Origin of the sequence: Mycobacteroides sp. H003 (assembly GCF_001440135.1) — a bacterium.
Classification (GTDB): Bacteria; Actinomycetota; Actinomycetes; order Mycobacteriales; family Mycobacteriaceae; genus Mycobacterium; species Mycobacterium gwanakae.
Genome location: NZ_LJYL01000034.1, coordinates 304,968 through 321,204, shown reverse-complemented (window position 1 = coordinate 321,204; position 16,237 = coordinate 304,968). Strand labels below are relative to the sequence as shown.

At 65.0% G+C, this 16,237-nt stretch carries 15 protein-coding genes; 7 read left to right on the top strand and 8 right to left on the bottom strand.

Annotated features, from left to right (window positions below; genetic code table 11):
• Positions 1-5: 5 nt before the first annotated feature.
• Complete coding sequence (locus AOT87_RS21625; RefSeq protein ID WP_057967475.1) at positions 6-1,586, bottom strand: hypothetical protein; 1,581 nt, start codon at positions 1,584-1,586, stop codon at positions 6-8.
• Between the two features lie 105 nt (positions 1,587-1,691).
• Here AOT87_RS21625 and sppA point away from each other — a divergent pair, with 105 nt between their 5' ends.
• Both sppA and AOT87_RS21615 read left to right on the top strand, forming a co-directional pair.
• Positions 1,692-3,443, top strand: a complete 1,752-nt coding sequence (gene sppA / locus AOT87_RS21620; RefSeq protein ID WP_057967476.1) for a signal peptide peptidase SppA — start codon at positions 1,692-1,694, stop codon at positions 3,441-3,443.
• Positions 3,444-3,527: 84 nt separating this feature from the next.
• Entirely contained in the window at positions 3,528-4,667 is a 1,140-nt protein-coding gene (locus AOT87_RS21615; protein ID WP_057967521.1) for an AI-2E family transporter, read from the top strand.
• Here the strand turns inward: AOT87_RS21615 and AOT87_RS21610 are convergent.
• The gene (locus AOT87_RS21610) at positions 4,664-5,581 is read right to left on the bottom strand and encodes a class I SAM-dependent methyltransferase (RefSeq protein WP_057967477.1); all 918 of its coding nucleotides are present in this window, start codon (positions 5,579-5,581) and stop codon (positions 4,664-4,666) included. The genes AOT87_RS21615 and AOT87_RS21610 overlap by 4 nt on opposite strands.
• 163 nt (positions 5,582-5,744) lie before the next feature.
• Here AOT87_RS21610 and AOT87_RS21605 point away from each other — a divergent pair, with 163 nt between their 5' ends.
• The 5 genes from AOT87_RS21605 (at position 5,745) to map (ending at position 10,692) form a co-directional block, all read left to right on the top strand.
• Positions 5,745-6,611 carry a hypothetical protein gene (locus AOT87_RS21605; protein WP_057967522.1) on the top strand — a complete coding sequence of 289 codons (867 nt, stop codon included), beginning with the start codon at positions 5,745-5,747 and terminating at the stop codon, positions 6,609-6,611.
• Positions 6,612-6,616: 5 nt separating this feature from the next.
• A complete protein-coding gene (locus AOT87_RS21600) occupies positions 6,617-7,873 on the top strand; it encodes a haloacid dehalogenase-like hydrolase (protein ID WP_057967523.1) in 1,257 nt (418 codons plus the stop codon).
• 129 nt (positions 7,874-8,002) lie between these two features.
• Positions 8,003-9,331, top strand: coding sequence for a preprotein translocase subunit SecY (gene secY / locus AOT87_RS21595; RefSeq protein ID WP_030096726.1), 1,329 nt, complete (start codon positions 8,003-8,005; stop codon positions 9,329-9,331).
• Positions 9,328-9,873, top strand: a complete 546-nt coding sequence (locus AOT87_RS21590) for an adenylate kinase (protein WP_030096727.1) — start codon at positions 9,328-9,330, stop codon at positions 9,871-9,873. The genes secY and AOT87_RS21590 overlap by 4 nt, the downstream gene beginning before the upstream one ends.
• 24 nt (positions 9,874-9,897) lie before the next feature.
• Positions 9,898-10,692, top strand: a complete 795-nt coding sequence (gene map / locus AOT87_RS21585; protein WP_030096728.1) for a type I methionyl aminopeptidase — start codon at positions 9,898-9,900, stop codon at positions 10,690-10,692.
• Here the strand turns inward: map and AOT87_RS21580 are convergent, their stop codons facing one another.
• Genes AOT87_RS21580 through AOT87_RS21555 form a run of 6 tightly spaced genes read right to left on the bottom strand, consistent with a single transcriptional unit; the run spans position 10,693 to position 16,171 of the window.
• Positions 10,693-11,571, bottom strand: coding sequence for a DUF4190 domain-containing protein (locus AOT87_RS21580; RefSeq protein ID WP_057967478.1), 879 nt, complete (start codon positions 11,569-11,571; stop codon positions 10,693-10,695).
• Between the two features lie 45 nt (positions 11,572-11,616).
• The gene (gene rfbC / locus AOT87_RS21575) at positions 11,617-12,234 is read right to left on the bottom strand and encodes a dTDP-4-dehydrorhamnose 3,5-epimerase (protein WP_057967479.1); all 618 of its coding nucleotides are present in this window, start codon (positions 12,232-12,234) and stop codon (positions 11,617-11,619) included.
• Between the two features lies 1 nt (position 12,235).
• Entirely contained in the window at positions 12,236-13,231 is a 996-nt protein-coding gene (rfbB, locus tag AOT87_RS21570; RefSeq protein ID WP_057967480.1) for a dTDP-glucose 4,6-dehydratase, read from the bottom strand.
• Positions 13,232-13,251: 20 nt separating this feature from the next.
• Positions 13,252-14,076, bottom strand: a complete 825-nt coding sequence (locus AOT87_RS21565) for an LLM class F420-dependent oxidoreductase (RefSeq protein ID WP_057967481.1) — start codon at positions 14,074-14,076, stop codon at positions 13,252-13,254.
• A gap of 29 nt (positions 14,077-14,105) precedes the next feature.
• Positions 14,106-15,650 carry a flotillin family protein gene (locus AOT87_RS21560; protein ID WP_057967482.1) on the bottom strand — a complete coding sequence of 515 codons (1,545 nt, stop codon included), beginning with the start codon at positions 15,648-15,650 and terminating at the stop codon, positions 14,106-14,108.
• Positions 15,647-16,171 (bottom strand): hypothetical protein, encoded by a 525-nt coding sequence (locus AOT87_RS21555; protein WP_057967483.1) that lies wholly within the window; start codon positions 16,169-16,171, stop codon positions 15,647-15,649. The genes AOT87_RS21560 and AOT87_RS21555 overlap by 4 nt, the downstream gene beginning before the upstream one ends.
• Positions 16,172-16,237 lie beyond the last annotated feature (66 nt).

Below are 16,237 nucleotides of genomic sequence, written 5' to 3'. Positions count from 1 at the left end.
GCACCTCACCGCGTGCCCTGCCGGTACAGCGTTGGTACCCACGGCTGCAGGCAGAAATGTTCCGCGGCTGTGGCCGGGTCGACGCCGGCTGCGCGTAACGCATCCATCCGTGACTCCAGCGCTCCCGGCGGGTCATCGGACACGTTCATCGCGCATTTGACGTTGGCGTTCAGGCGCCACTTCGGATCGTCGAGAGGCTTGTTGTCGACGCGTCTTTCGGTATCCAGCAGCGCCAGCACCGCCAGCTTGTTGTCGACGAACCGGAACAGCGCTGCCACTCCGGCGTCGGCGCCGTTGCGCGAGAAGATTCCGACGAATCGGTCGGATGTCAGCCAGAATCTCGGGACGCCGAAAATCGTTCCGGTCATGTCGAATTGATCGGAGTTGGGCCGCGACCGCCACACATCCATAAGGTCGCCCGCCGGGTCGCCGGTTGCCCTGACCACCAGCAGCTCCTCGCGCTTGTCCTGATCCAGGTCCTGCAGGAAGGGCACGCGCTGCTGGAAGATCGAATTGGGGACGCGAATGGATTGCAGCTGTGCACCACTGCCGTTGAACACGCGGATGGTTCCCGTGGGAGTGCCCAGCACCTCGAAGATCACCCCGCTGCCGTCCGAGGTGCGAATTGTGCAATCCAGCGCTGGATCCGGTTGTGGATTTCCGGGTTGGGCCGCGACGGTGTCACAGGCCGGCAGCGCCGCCAATCGTCCGGCGTTCTGATCGGCGGGCGGCGGCGCATGCTTGGCGTTGGCGATGGTGGTGGCCATCAGCTGATCCAGCAGGCCCGCGTCCACCGGATCGGTGCCTTCCACCTCGAACACCACCGAGCGCACCCTGGCGAGCAGCACACGTTGTCCGCGCACCCCCGACGACTGTTTATCGGCGGAGGTGTCATCAAGGTCGGTGCTGGTGCTGGTGTAGACGTGGGTCTGCACTCCCTCGACGATCGGTCCGGGCGCGAAGGTGTCGGTGACGTGCCGATTACGCACCTCCGGCTTGGCGAAGGTCGGAAACGCCCTGTCGTACTGGCCGCATTTCTTGATCCAGTCGGTGGTCAGTGCGAATACGTCGGTGTTTTCGCGTTCACGATTCACCGTGACGACGATGCGGCCACCGGCTGGATCTGTTTCGTGCAGCGTCGATGCCGCGTAGTAAAGGTTCCAGTCCGAGCCGTCCGGTGTCCTCGAGAAGGATTTACCGAACGGTGTGTAGAGGCATTCGGGCGGGCGGGTTTCACCGTCCGTCTGGCCATGCATGCCCAGTCCGGAGCCGTCATCGGCGGCGATATCCGGTGGGCGAGTGTCCCCTTGTCCAGGAAAGTCCGCGGCCACAGGCAGTAGACCGGCAAGCTCGGCATTGTTCCGCCCACCCAGATCGGTGTGGTTGGGGTGAAACTTGCCGCGATACTCGGGAAACAAACCCGGATAGCTGCGGGCGGGGGCGGCCGTCGTCGATGATGTCGATTGCGATGGGGTCAGTTCGCGCGACCCGGACGTGTCGATACACCCCGATACCGTGGTGACCGCGAGTACCGCAGCGACCTGAGCCAACAGCTTCTTGGCCGTTGTCTTCTGTACACGTGTCATCGTTGCCCCTCCGCCAGCGAATGGTTCAGACCCTACGCGCCGAGCAGAACAGCAGCACGGATTTGTAGCCGCGAGCGTTGCCGCATTCGTCGGTACGCTCAAAGCATGTTCGCCTTTACCACGCCCACGGACGTCAACGACCTGCTGGCCAAGGTCGACACCGCACGTCACCGGGGAGTACCCCGGGACTGCATCCTGGAACTCGATCTGCTCGAGGTGCCGCCGGAAACCGCCAACTTCGATCCGCTGGGCCTGGTCTTCTCCGGAGCGAGCAGGCCGCTGTCGTTGCGGCACACCATTGCCGCCATCCACCGTGCGATCGACGATCCGCGGGTGGCCGGTCTCATCGCCCGGGTGCAGATCCCGCCCGCCGCTGCCGGAGCCGTCCAAGAGCTTCGGGCCGCCATCGAGGCGTTCAGCGCGGTCAAGCCGAGCGTGGCGTGGTCCGAAACCTACCCGGGCACCCTGGCCTATTACTTGGCGTCGGCCTTCGGCGAGGTGTGGATGCAACCATCCGGCACCGTGGGACTCATCGGATTCGCGGCCAGCGGAACCTTCCTGCGCGGTGCACTCGACAAGGCCGGGGTTGAGGCGCAGTTCCTCACGCGCGGTCAGTACAAATCGGCGGCCAACCTGTTCACCGAGGACGGCTACACCGAGGCGCAGCGGGAAGCCGACGGGCGGCTGTTGGAAAGCCTGTCCGAACAGGTTCGCGACGGTGTCGCCGCATCGCGCAAGCTCGACCCGGCAGAGGTGGACGCCCTGGCAGACCGGGCGCCGCTGCGGCGCACCGATGCGGTGACCGCAGGCCTGGTCGACCGCATCGGATATCGCGATGAGGCGTATGCGCGCATCGGTGAATTGACCGGTGTGCACGCCGATAAGGAACCCCCGCTGCTGTATCTGGCGCGCTACGCCCGGGCCACCCGGCCACAGGTGCCGAGCCTGCCCGCCCTGCCCGGGCGGCCGTCGCGGCGGACCATCGGCGTGGTCACCCTGGCGGGACCGATCGTGAGTGGCCGCAGCGGGCCACGGCTCTTTCCGCCCGGACCGGCCAGCGGAGGTGACGTGATCGCCGAGGCGCTGCGCGACGCGGCCGCCGACGATTCGGTGGCCGCCATCGTGTTGCGTGTGGACAGCCCCGGCGGCTCGGTCAACGGCTCGGAAACCATTTGGCGAGAAGTGATCCGGGCGCGTGAGGCGGGCAAGCCAGTGGTGGCGTCCATGGGTGCGGTCGCCGGATCCGGCGGTTACTACGTGGCCATGGGTGCAGACGCGATCCTCGCCAATCCGGGCACCATCACCGGATCCATCGGGGTGATCACCGGAAAGTTCATCACCCGTGGGCTCAAGGAGAAGCTCGGGGTTGCCTCGGACACCTTGCGCACCAACGCCAACGCTGATGCGTGGTCGAGTAACGAACCGTTCACCGACGAGCAGCGCGATCTCGTCGAGGCCGAGATCGACATGCATTACGAAGATTTCGTGCAGCGGGTCGCGGACGGGCGAAACCTCAGTGTCGACGCCGTGAAAGCGGTTGCGCAGGGCCGGATCTGGTCGGGCAGGGATGCGCTGGCACATGGCCTGGTCGATGAACTCGGCGGGTTCCGCGAGGCGGTGGCCAAGGCCAAGAAGCTCGCGGACATAGATCCCGATGACGACGTGCGGATCGCGAGCTTCCCGAGTTCACCGCTGACGGCGATGCTGCGGCAGCGGGCGTCCTCGCAGCCTGCCGCCGCGGCCGTCACCGATGCGGTGCTCGGGCGGGTGGCGCAATTGGCCTTGGAAACGGTGCAGCGCGCCCAGCGATCCATTGGCGGCGCCCAGACCATGATGTTGGGCGACTACCGCTTCTAGTCGCACCGCACCAGCATGTTTCGCCGGGACGGGGGCTGACACCGACTAACGTGTCGAGTGCAGCTGCCGGCGGAAGGGCGTGGTGTGAACACCGAACTGACCGTATTTCAGAGACGTGTGCTCGCTGTCCTCACCGCGGTGGGCATCGCAGTGGGTATCTATTTTCTGCGCGGCTATTTCATCCTGATCGTGGTCGCCGGGGTAGCCGCGTATCTGTTCACGCCGGTGTACCGGCGCCTGGGCCGGCGATTCGGCTCGGGTGTGGCCGCGACCCTGACGCTGCTGTGCGCGCTGGGATCGGTGGTGATCCCGGTCGGTGGGCTGGTTTACGTTGCGACCGTACAGATCACCCGCATGGTCGACAGTGTCTCCAACTGGGTGGACGACACCGATATGACCGCACTCGGGCAACGGGCGTTCGCGGTGGTCAACGACGTCCTGGCCCGGATCCCATTCGTGCACGTGCAGTTGACCCCGGACAGCCTGCGGCAGTCGATCGCATCGCTGGCGGAGAACGTCGGGCAAGGGGTGCTGCAGGTGCTGCAGAGCGCGGTCGGCAGCGTCGCATCGGCGGTCGCGGCGTGCATCATCTTCCTGTACGTGTTCGTCTCACTCCTGGTCAAGCAGGACAAGGTGCTTAACCTGCTGCGGCAGCTCAATCCGCTGGGGGAGGAGATCACCGACCTGTACCTCGACAAGATCGGTGCGATGGTGCGCGGAACGGTCAAGGGGCAGTTTGTGATTGCGATGGCGCAGGGTGTAGCCGGTGCCGCGTCGATTTATGTCGCCGGGTTCCGGCAGGGTTTCTTCTTCTTCGCGATACTGCTGACCGCGTTGTCGATCATCCCGCTCGGGGGAGGTATCGTGACGATTCCGTTCGGTATCGGCATGATCTTCTTCGGCCACCCGGTCGGCGGACTGTTCGTCATCGCCTGGCACCTGCTGGTGGTCTCCAACATCGACAATGTGCTGCGCCCCTTCCTGGTACCGCGCGGAGCACGTCTGGATCCCGCCCTGATGCTGCTGGCGGTCTTCTCGGGTATCGCGGCCTTCAGCTTCTGGGGAATCATGCTGGGCCCGGTGCTGATGATCGTCATCGTGACCACGATCGACGTGTATCTGGCCGTCTATAAAGGGGTTCCGTTTGAGAGCTCCGATGCCGACGAACCCGAGGCGCCGAGGCGGGCCTGGTGGACACGGTTGCGTTCGCGGGTGGCGAGCTAGCCCAGCGTCGCGTCGACGTACACGATGTTCGGGAATATGGTGCGCAGCAATGGGTTCGGCGGCTCCAAGTTGAGCCGTGCGTACAGTGCCTCGTTCTCCTCGGTGACCACCGACCATCCGTGTTCGGCCAGCCAGTCCGCCGCCATTTGACGTTCTTCGGCGTAGACGAGCGATTCCATATCCAGATCCAGTGTGTCTCCGGCAAATTGACGAGTCAGCTCGCGTGCCTTGGAAAAATCGGCGGTCTCCAGGCCGGGCACCTGCTCACACACGAGGCGGCTACCCGGCGCGCTGAGCTCGGTGATCGACGCGAACAACCGATCCTGTGCCTCCGGCGGCAGGTAGATCAGCAGTCCCTCGGCAGACCACACCGTCGGCTGCTCGGGGTCGAAGCCGGCCGCCTTCAAGGCCGATGGCCAGTCGTCGCGCAGGTCGATCGCTACAGTCCGGCGCTCGGCGCTGGGCGATGCTCCCAGTGCTGCCAGGTTGTCGGTCTTGAACGCGATCACATCTGGCTGATCGAGCTCGTACACCGTGGTGCCCGCCGGCCAATTCAGGCGGTAGGCCCGGGTGTCGAGTCCGGACGCCAGGATGACGGCCTGGCGCACTCCGGCCGCCGTCGCGGACTTGAAGGCGGTGTCGTAATACCAGGTGCGACTTGCCATTCCGTTGGCCATGCCGTCCACGGTGATGCCCAGCTGCACCAAACCGGCCATCTGCTCGGGGTCGAAATCACCCGAGGCCAGCTTGGTGAAGTACTCGATGCCGACGGCGCGCACCAGCGGCTCCGCGTAGGGATCGTTGATCAGCGCATTGGGTACGCGACTGGCCAGCGCTCGTTGGGCTGCCACCATCGTCGCCGTCGCCCCGACGCTCGAGGCCAGATCCCAGCTGTCGTCATCGGTCCGCGTCATCGAGGCTCCTTAGAGGTTGTCGGGGTGCCCCGACCATAGTGCGCCGCGCTCCGGGATTGCGCACCCCCGGGCCCGTGGCCTGCGCAAATTCGGTTGCGTGCGCCCCGGATCGGGGTGTTTGCTGTTCCGGCACAGTGGGCGGCCGAGAGATCAGGAGGTGAACGTGGCCGATACAGCGGTGCGGCCACGCGCGGCCGCGGCACCGGGCAGCGTGATGAAGCTGCACCGGCATTCCGTGCTGCTCGACGGAAGGTCCTACACGATCATCACGCTGCGCGCTGAGGCCGATGTGCGCCTCTCCACCAACCGGTTTCATGAAACTTGGCACGTGTTATCCGATGAGCCCGGCGCCAAGATGCTGGCACGGCTGCTGTGGGGTCTGGCCTATCAGCGGCAACCCGGCACGCTGGTGCTCATCGACCGTGCACATCTCGATCCGAATCCGTTCGATGCCGAGCCCGCGGACCCGATTGTGCTGCTGCCGTCGCATCTGACCGTGCTCACCCGGCAGGCGGCCAGGGCGTTGCGTCGGCGGCCGCCGACCACGCCCGACGGAACCGTGCGCTGGCGCACCCATGGACTCGACAGCCGGGCCGCTGAGTTCCGGGCGTGGCGGCAGCTGCCCGCCGGGCAACGGGAGTACCCGTACACGCCGGCACCGACCGGGTGGGAGAGCGCCGGACGAATGGGTGGAGTGCTGGTGTTGGCGGGCGGGCCGCAGACATTGCGGCAGTGGGCCACCTACGCCGAACTGATGCGCATCACGGAGCCATGGCACACGGACTACGAGTATCTGGCCGACCGCGACGGCGAGATTCAGATCTTCCTGAACTATCGCCGTGAGGTCGCCATCGCGAAACAGGCACGAGCCGACGTTCTGTCGGCGCCGCATCCGGCCGATATCGAGCAACTGCGAGAACGCATTTGGCAGCGAGCCGCGCAGATTCGGTCTCGCCACACGGGAAATACCGGTGAACGTTCGGTGACCAGCCCCGAATCACGGACGCGCGGTGGTAATTTCGGCCGGTGAATGCCATGAGGTGGATTGCTGCCGTCGTATTGTCCGTTGCGGCATGCAATGTGGGTGCTCCCGCCGCGTCCGCGGCGCCGGGATGCCGCCAGCTGGACCCCACCTTGCCCTGGTACGGCGAGGTCAGGGAACGGCTCCAGGCCGCGATCGACGCCAACAGCACGTGCACCGGGACCTGGAAGCGCCCCACCAAGGCGATCGCGCTCTTCGACTGGGACAACACCGAAGTCAAGAACGACATCTCCGATGCGACCCTGGCCTGGATGCTGCGGCACGACAAGATCCGCCAACCGGGAGACTGGCACTCCACCAGCCGTCACATCACCGAGGTGGCGGCCACCGCGCTGCGTGAGGCATGTGGCACCGCAACCCCCGCCGGCCGGCCGCTGCCCACCTCGACCAACGCGGCATGCGCCGACGAGATCCTGGCGATCCGCGAAGGCAAGACCCATGACGAACAGGAAGCCTTCACCGGATACAACCAGCGCTGGAGCAACGGCGCGTACGTGTGGACAGTCGCACTGACCGCCGGCTACACCGCCGACGAGGTCGCGCAATTCGCGCAGGCGGCCAAGCGCGAGAACCTGGATGCGCCGATCGGAGCCACTCAGACCATCGGCACCACCACCGTGCCGGGGTATGTGCGGGTCTACCCGCAGATCAAGGACCTCATTGCCACCTTGCAGGCCCATGGCGTCAGTACCTGGGTGATCTCGGCGTCCTCGGAGGTGGTGGCCAAGGTGTGGTCACCGGAAATCGGGATTCCGACAAATCAGGTGATCGGAGTGCGCAGCGTCTATGACGCCAACGGAAGGCAGACCCCGCACGTCAAGGGCTGCGGCGGACAACCCGATGGTGCCGACACGGTGATCACCTACGTCGACGGCAAACGCTGCTGGGCCAACCAGGTGGTCTTCGGTGTGCAGGGCCCCGCCGCCTTCGAGCCCTACGACGTCAACAAACGGCAGATTCTTGCCGCCGGCGACTCGACCACCGATGTCACCTTCGTCGACGACGCCACCGCTGCCCACCTCGTCATCAACCGGAACAAGACCGAACTCATGTGCCGGGCCTATGACAACGCCGACGGCAAATGGTTGATCAATCCGATGTTCATCGACCCCTATCCCCAGCGTATGGAGCCGTACCTATGCGCGACAGACGGCCGGACCAACCCGGATGGCAGTACGGGGCCGCTGCTGCGTACCGATGGCACCGTCATCCCCGACCAGAAGGACACCGTCTTCTCCACCGGTATGTAGCGAACTGTTAGTCTCGTATCCGGCCCGGGCGTGCCCTGACGGCCGCCGAAACGGTTACCCAACGCTGGGATCACCAGCTGATTCATCTAGCAGATCACATGGCGAGCTGCAGGATGCGCAGGAGGATGTGTGCTTTCCGCTTTTGTCTCTGCTCTCAGGACAGCTGACCTGAGGCGGAAGATCCTCTTCACGATCGGGATCGTGATCATTTATCGGCTGGGTGCGACCCTGCCGTCTCCCGGCGTGAACTACGCCAACGTCAAGTACTGCGTCGAACAGGTCAGCAGTGGCGACTCGGCGCAGATCTACTCGCTGATCAACCTCTTCTCGGGTGGCGCGCTGCTGCAGCTGTCGGTTTTCGCGGTCGGCGTCATGCCGTACATCACCGCCAGCATCATCGTTCAGCTGCTCACCGTGGTCATTCCCCGGTTCGAGCAGCTGCGCAAGGAAGGCCAGTCCGGCCAGGCGAAGATGACGCAGTACACCCGCTACCTGTCGGTCGCGCTGGCGCTGCTGCAGTCCACCTCGATCGTCGCGCTCGGTGCCAGCGGAAACCTGCTGCAGGGCTGTGACCGCAAGGACGAGATCGTCTCGGACCAGTCGATCTTCTCGCTGAGCGTGATGGTTCTGGTGATGACTGCCGGATCCACCCTGGTGATGTGGCTCGGTGAGATGGTCACCGAACGCGGAGTCGGCAACGGTATGTCGCTGCTGATCTTCGCCGGCATCGCGGCCCGGATCCCTGCCGAGGGCAAGACCATCCTCGACAGCCGCGGTGGTGTCACCTTTGCCGCCGTCTGTGTGGCTGCGCTGCTCATCGTGGTCGGTGTCGTATTCGTCGAACAGGGCCAGCGCCGCATTCCCGTCCAGTACGCCAAGCGCATGGTCGGTCGGCGCATGTACGGCGGTACCTCCACCTACTTGCCGCTGAAGGTCAACCAGGCCGGTGTTATCCCGGTCATCTTCGCCTCCTCGCTGCTGTACATCCCGGGTCTGATCACTCAGCTCGTGCGCAGCGGTGGGAAGGACAAGACCGGCTGGTGGGATCGATTCGTCAGCACCTACCTGACCGATCCCAGCAACTACTGGTACATCGCGATTTACTTCACGCTGATCGTGTTCTTCACGTTCTTCTACGTGTCGATCACCTTCAACCCCGACGAGCGTGCCGACGAGATGAACAAGTTCGGTGGCTTCATCCCCGGTATTCGCCCCGGCCGTGCGACCGCTGACTACCTGCGCTACGTGCTCAACCGCATCACGTGGCCGGGCTCGATCTACCTGGGTGTCATCGCGATCTTGCCGAACTTGTTCCTGCAGATCGGGAACTCCGGTGGTATGCAGAACCTGCCGTTTGGTGGAACTGCGGTACTGATCATGATCGGCGTCGGCCTCGATACCGTGAAGCAGATCGAAAGCCAGTTGATGCAGCGTAACTACGAAGGGTTCCTGAAGTGAGAGTGGTGTTACTCGGCCCGCCCGGGGCAGGCAAAGGCACGCAGGCGCAACTGATTTCGGAGAAGTTCGGCATTCCGCAGATCTCCACCGGAGACCTTTTCCGGTCGAACATCAGCGAAGGCACCGAGCTGGGAATCCAGGCCAAGCAGTACCTGGACGCCGGCGACCTGGTGCCCAGCGAGGTCACCAACAAGATGGTCGAAGCGCGCCTCGACGAGGCCGACGCCGCCGACGGCTTCATCCTCGACGGGTTCCCGCGCACCGTGGATCAGGCTGATGCGCTGGCCGCGATGGAAGAGGCTCGCGGGGTCAAGATCGACGCCGTGCTGGAGTTCCGGGTGCCGGTGGAAGAGCTGGTGCAGCGGCTGCTGGGCCGCGGCCGCGCCGACGACACCGAGGACATCATCCGCAACCGGCTCAACGTGTACCGCGCCGAGACCGCACCGCTGCTGGAGTACTACCAGAGCGTGCTGCAGACCATCGATGCCGTCGGCACCGTGGACGAAGTGTTCGCGCGGACATCGCAGGCTCTGGGCCGGTAGCGGCGAGTCGGTAGTGGGTCGTTAGTGGGTCTCTTCGGCCGCAAGAAGACGGTGGAGCAGCGCACCGCCGGAGAACTCGATGCCATGGCCGCCGCGGGCGCCATCGTGGGCGCCGCATTGGTCGCCGTTCGTGACGCCGCGAAGCCGGGCATTTCGACGCTGGAGCTGGATCAGGTCGCCGAGTCGGTGATCCGGGACGCCGGCGCGGTGCCGTCGTTCCTGGGTTATCACGGCTTCCCAGCCTCGATCTGCTCCTCGGTCAACGACCAGGTGGTCCACGGAATACCTTCGGCGACAGCGGTCTTGGCCGACGGTGACCTGGTCTCCATCGACTGTGGCGCGATCCTGGATGGATGGCACGGGGATTCCGCGTGGACCTTTGCGGTGGGCACGGTCATCCCTGTCGACGAGGCGCTGTCGGAAGCCACCCGCCTGTCCATGGAGGCCGGTATCGCGGCGATGATTCCGGGAAATCGGCTGACTGACGTATCCCATGCGATCGAGCTGGGCACCCGGGCGGCTGAGAAGCAGTTCGACCGGGCATTCGGAATCGTGGATGGCTACGGCGGCCACGGTATCGGTCGCTCGATGCATCTTGACCCGTTCCTGCCCAATGAGGGAGCCCCCGGCAAGGGGCCACTCCTCGCGGTGGGGTCGGTGCTCGCCATTGAACCGATGCTCACGCTGGGCACCACTCAGACCCGGGTGCTGGCCGACGATTGGACCGTGGTCACCACCGACGGATCGCGGGCCGCGCACTGGGAGCACACGGTGGCCGTCACCGAGGACGGCCCCCGCATCCTGACGCTGCGCCCGTAGCTACTTGCCCTTGATGGACGCCGTGCGCTCCGTGCTGAAGACGGCCACGCAGGCGATCGAGTGGTCACCCTGCGCCCACGAACGTTTGGTCGGGTAGAGGTAGGTGATCTCGACCCCGTCGTCCTCGAATGCGCTGGGGGAGTAGCTTTCCAGCGCGGTGCTGCAGCCCTCATTACCCTTCTCGTCCAGCACGGACTGTGGGGGCACGGAGCTCCCGGAGAGCGGCAACAGTGCGTACACCTCTGCCTTGTGCGGCTGCGCACACGGAATCGCCTTGGTCGTCGTGTAGAAGTCTTTGTCGCCCAGATCGGCCACGCAGTCGCCTACGCGCAATTGGGTGACATCCATATCGCCGGACTGGGTGACGTGTCCGGAATCGTCACGCTTGGGCTTGTCGTTGATGCCCGCCGCGATCACGATAATCGACGCGATCACCCACAGGGAGCCGAGCGCGATGCCCGCGATGGCCAACCCGCGGCCGTTCTGACCGGTTCGCTTGATCTGGTTCAGGCCCAGGATGCCGAAGATGATGCCCAGGATTCCGCCGAGGCAGGGGATGATGCCGAAAATCAGCGCCGTGATGGCAAATCCATTGGTGCTCCGTGCACTTTCCACGGGGGGATAGGCGCCCGCCGCGGGATAACCGTAGGGCGCCGATGGGTATCCCGGAGGTGGCGGTGGGTACCCGCCCGCCGGGTTCGCCGGGGGATAGGGCGGATAAGGCTCGACACCCGCAGGCCCTGCCGGGGGAACGGGCGGATATCCACCCGTTGGGGGTGGTCCGACCGGCGGGTACCCGGGGCCTGTCGGAGTCGGATACGGCGGAAAATCCGGTGGCCCGGGATCCGAGGGCGGCGGCCCCGAAGGCGGTTGCGTCATGTACGGACTTTAGCAAACACGCGGTGGCGTGGGAAGATTCGCCGATCAGCCGGAAAGCTTCGCCAGGAAGGCCTGCACCTCGGATGCGACAGGAAGCAGACCTGACTCCTGGGCATCGATTAATGATGGTGCAGCACTGTCCTTTTCGGAGACAACTAGCGAAAGCTCGGTGCCGTCGGGTCGGCTGGTCGGCCATTGGATCGCGATCGTGGGATCCAGCGGATTGATGCCATGTTCGCGGCCCGGGGCATACCCGGCGGAGCATAGGTAGACCACCGTCGAGGCGTCCTCGAGAGCGAGGAACCCGTGGCCGACACCCTCGGGCACGTAGACCGCCCGGCGGTCTCGAGGGTCCAGCAGCACAGCGTCCCACGCGCCGAATGTCGGTGAACCAACACGGATATCGACCACCACGTCATATACGGAACCGGTCAGACAGGTGACGTATTTGGCTTGCCCGGGTGGCACGTCGGCGAAGTGGATCCCGCGCAGCGAACCGGCTGCCGAGACCGAGCAGTTGGCCTGCTGTAGGTCGAACGGGTGGCCGATGGCCTCGGCAAGCGCTGCGCCCTTGAACAATTCGAGGAACACTCCACGGCTGTCGTGATGCTGCACCGGAGTGATCTCGAAGGTGCCGGGCACCGATAACTCACGAATCTGCACGTCACTGCCCCTGTTTCGCGTAGCGAGCTTCCACGCCATCCTTGATGGGACGCCACCAATCCTCGTTGTCCTGATACCACGAGATTGTCTCGGCCAGCCCGCTGGTGAAGTCGAGATGTTTTGGTGTCCAGCCCAATTCATCTCGCAGCGGGGTGGGATCAATGGCGTAACGCAGGTCGTGGCCCGCGCGGTCGGTGACATGATCGAAGTCGTCCGGCGACTTGCCCATGAGTTCCAGAATGGTGCGCAACACCGACAGGTTGTCCCGTTCTCCGTCAGCCCCGATGAGATAGGTGCGTCCGATGGCGCCGTCCTCGATGATGCGCCACACCGCACTGTTGTGATCGTCGACGTGGATCCAGTCCCGGACGTTCGCCCCGGCCCCGTATAGGCGCGGACGGCGGCCCGTCAGGATGTTGGTGATCTGCCGCGGAATGAACTTCTCCACATGCTGATACGGCCCGTAGTTGTTGGAACAGTTGGAGATCGTCGCGCGCACTCCAAACGATCTCATCCAGGCGCGCACCAGCAGATCCGCCGAGGCCTTGGTCGCCGAGTACGGGCTCGACGGGTTGTATGGAGTGGTGTCGGTGAACCGATTCGGGTCATCGAGCTCGAGATCGCCGAACACCTCGTCGGTGGAGATGTGGTGCAGCCGCACATCATGGCGGCGCACTGCTTCCAGCAATGTGTAGGTGCCAATGATGTTGCTGTGCAAGAACGGTGACGGGTCCGCGAGCGAGTTGTCGTTGTGCGTCTCTGCGGCGAAATGCACCACCACATCGTGAGTGGAGACCAGCCGATCCACTGTCTCGGCATCGCAGATATCGCCCTGTACCAGCTCGACCGACGCGGTGACCGGAGTCAACGACTCGCGGGTACCGGCGTAAGTCAGCGCGTCGAGAACGGTCACCGAGACATCGGGGCGCTCACGGACGGTCGCATGTACGAAGTTGGCTCCGATGAAACCGGCGCCGCCGGTCACCAAGATTCGCATGCACTAACCCTAGTGGGGGATTACCGAAGCGTGTCCGCCAACGAGGTCAATGTGTCGACCAACCCCTTATCGCCCAGGACCTGAATGAGTACCTGGTTCGCGCCGGCGTCGAGGTGTTCGTGCAATCGTGCGGCGATTTCCTCGGCCGTTCCGTGCGCCACTACGGCGTCGATGAAGGCGTCACTTCCCGGCGAGGTGACGTCCTCGTCGCTGAAACCAAGTCTCTTCCAGTTGTTTACGTAGTTGCTCAACTGAAGATAGAAGTCGACGGTGCGGCGGCCGATCTCGCGTGCGCTCTGGGCGTCGGTGCTGAGCACCACCTTGTGCTCGGGAATGAGCAGTGCGTCCGGGCCGATGATCTGCCGGGCTTCCCGGGTGTGCTCGGGCGTCGTCAGATAGGGGTGTGCGCCCGCGGTGCGATCGGCCGAGAGCCTGAGCACCTTGGGGCCGAGCGCGGCCAATGCCCGGCGCTGCTTGGGTACGCCCGCGGCATCCAGCCCGTCGAGGTACTCGACAAGGGCGTCGTACGGCTTGCGGTACTCGGCCGAGGCCTCCGGATGCCCGGCACCCACTCCCAGGAGGAACCGCCCCGGATAGGCGGCCTCGATCCGGTGGAACGAAGCCGCTATCTCGTCGACGGGAGAGGTCCAGATGTTCACGATGCCGCTGGCGACCGTGAGATTCTCGGTCGCCTCCAGCAGCGGCTCTACGTACGCGAGATCCGAGGTGAACACACCCCCGATCCACACCGATCCGTAGCCGAGATCCTCGATGGCCTTGGCCTGCTCCGGGGTGACCGGGCCGCCCTTCCATATCCCGTACTTGGTGAGGTTCGATTCGCCCATGCTGCGTCCCAACTTCGCAGGAGGTGTCGCTATTCCTCCACCGATTCTTCCGGATGCGCCGCGGGTGCCGGGGCAGCGGGCGTGTATTCCTTGGCCTGCTGTGTGCGGTTCAGTAGCTCCGGCACATCGATACCCGAAACCTTGAGGCTTTCAATCACTTTGGCCACTGCCTGCGGACTCACCCCGAAAAGAGTGCCCAGCGCGTCCTGGGCGTCACCGGAGCCCCCGATGATGGACAGCCTTTCAATCTCGCCGATCGGTTTCGACGCGGCCTCCGTTGCCTGCACCACCGACGCCAGGATGTCCGGCAGGGTCAACAGCCGGGCGGCCTCTGGCGTGTAGGCGTTGAGTGCTGCGGCGACCTCCTTCTTACCGTCGGCCTCGGCTAACAGCTTGGCCTTGACGCCGTCGGCCTCGGCGATCAGCTTGGCCTTCGTGCCGTCGGCTTCGGCGATCAGCTTGGCCTTGGTGCCGTCGGCGGCCGCCTGCTGTTCGATGCGGTAGGCGTCGGCAGCTGCCTTGCGGGCGTCGGCTTCGGCGGAACCCTTCTGCCGCTCGGCCTCGGCATCAGCCTGCGCCTTCAGGATCGCGGCCTGTCGGCTACCTTCGGCGATCGCGATATCGGCCTGACGACGTGCCTCGGCCGGGGCGATGACATCGGCTTGCAACGCGGCCTGGGCTTGCTCGGTACGACGCTGCTCCACCTCGGTGCGGGCCTGCACACGCGCGGCTTCCGCCTGCTCGCGGGCGATACCGACATCTTTTTCGGCGCGGGCCTGGGCGAGCGGACCGGCCTGGTCCGCCTGAGCGTTCTCGGCCTCCGTCTGCGCGCGCAGACGGGCCAGCTCCACATCGCGCTTCTGGGTCGCGGTGGCGATGGCGGTATCGGCTTCGGCCTGTGCGATGGCACCCGCCTGGCGGGCCTGCGCGGACTGGATCTGCGCGTCCCGTTCGGCTTCGGCGGTGCCGACCGTCGCATCGCGGCGGACCTCGGCGATCCGGCGCTGGCCGAGCGATTCCAGGTACCCGTTGCGGTCGGAGATGCCCGCGATCTTCAGGACGTCGACCTCCATGCCGATGCGGGCGAGGTCACCGCCTGCCTCCTCGACGACGCTGCGTGCCAGCGAGTCACGGTTGGAGTTCAGGTCCTCGACGGTCATGGTGGCAGTGATGCCGCGCAGGCTACCGGCCAGGATCTCGTTGATCTGGCGCTGCAACTCCGAGAGGTCGGAGGTCAGGAAGCGTTGCACCGCGGTCTGCACTGCCTCGTCGTTGGAACCGATGCGCACCAGCCCGACGGCCTCGACGTTAACGGGAACACCGTTGTTGGACAACGCATTCTGCAGGTTGATGTTCACGTTGAACGGTTCGAGCGACATGATGTCCACCCGCTCGATGCCGGGCATCTTGAACCGCGCGCCACCGCGCACCACCTTGGGCTGGCCACGGCCCGTGAACACCGCGACCTCATTCGGCGGCACCTTGACGTAGTTGCGCACGTAGACCAGCGGCAGCGCCACGAAGAGCACCAGCGCCGCGACGGCGATGATGACGATGATCAGAAGTGAGCTCATGCGGGGTCCTTAGAGGTTTGGTTTGGAATGCCAACGACGTGCAGGTATTCGTGGTCCACGTCAGCGATGTAGACCGTGGCGTTCTTGGCCAGTCCGCCGGGTTCATCGGTGATCGCGCGCGAGCGCACCCGGTTGCCATCGGCATCGGTGAACGCGACCTCGCCCCAGCCGCCGCCGGAAGGCACCTCCAGGGTGATGGTGCCGAGCCGTCCGATGTAGGACACGCGCCCCGAATGCGAATTCGCCTGCTGACGCCGCAGGTACGTCAAGAAAAGTTGCAGGATCGACACCAGCGCAACCGCGCACACGGCTGCAATGATTGCTGTCGGCAGCGTTGCGATGCCCAGGGCCGAGCCGATGAATCCACCGGCGCCCGCGCCGGTCAGGGCGGCGGAAACCGAGGTCAGGCTCAGAAACGGCATCCCGTCGCCATGGCCGATGTCGGTAAGCAGCAGAGCCGAGAGCACGGCGATTCCACCGACCGCGAAGGCCGCCAGATATCCGACTGTCAGACCGTCCACTCGACCCTCTCCCCGTTGCCGACGGCGATGTTCGCCACTACCGACATAGGTACCATGTATCCGCCC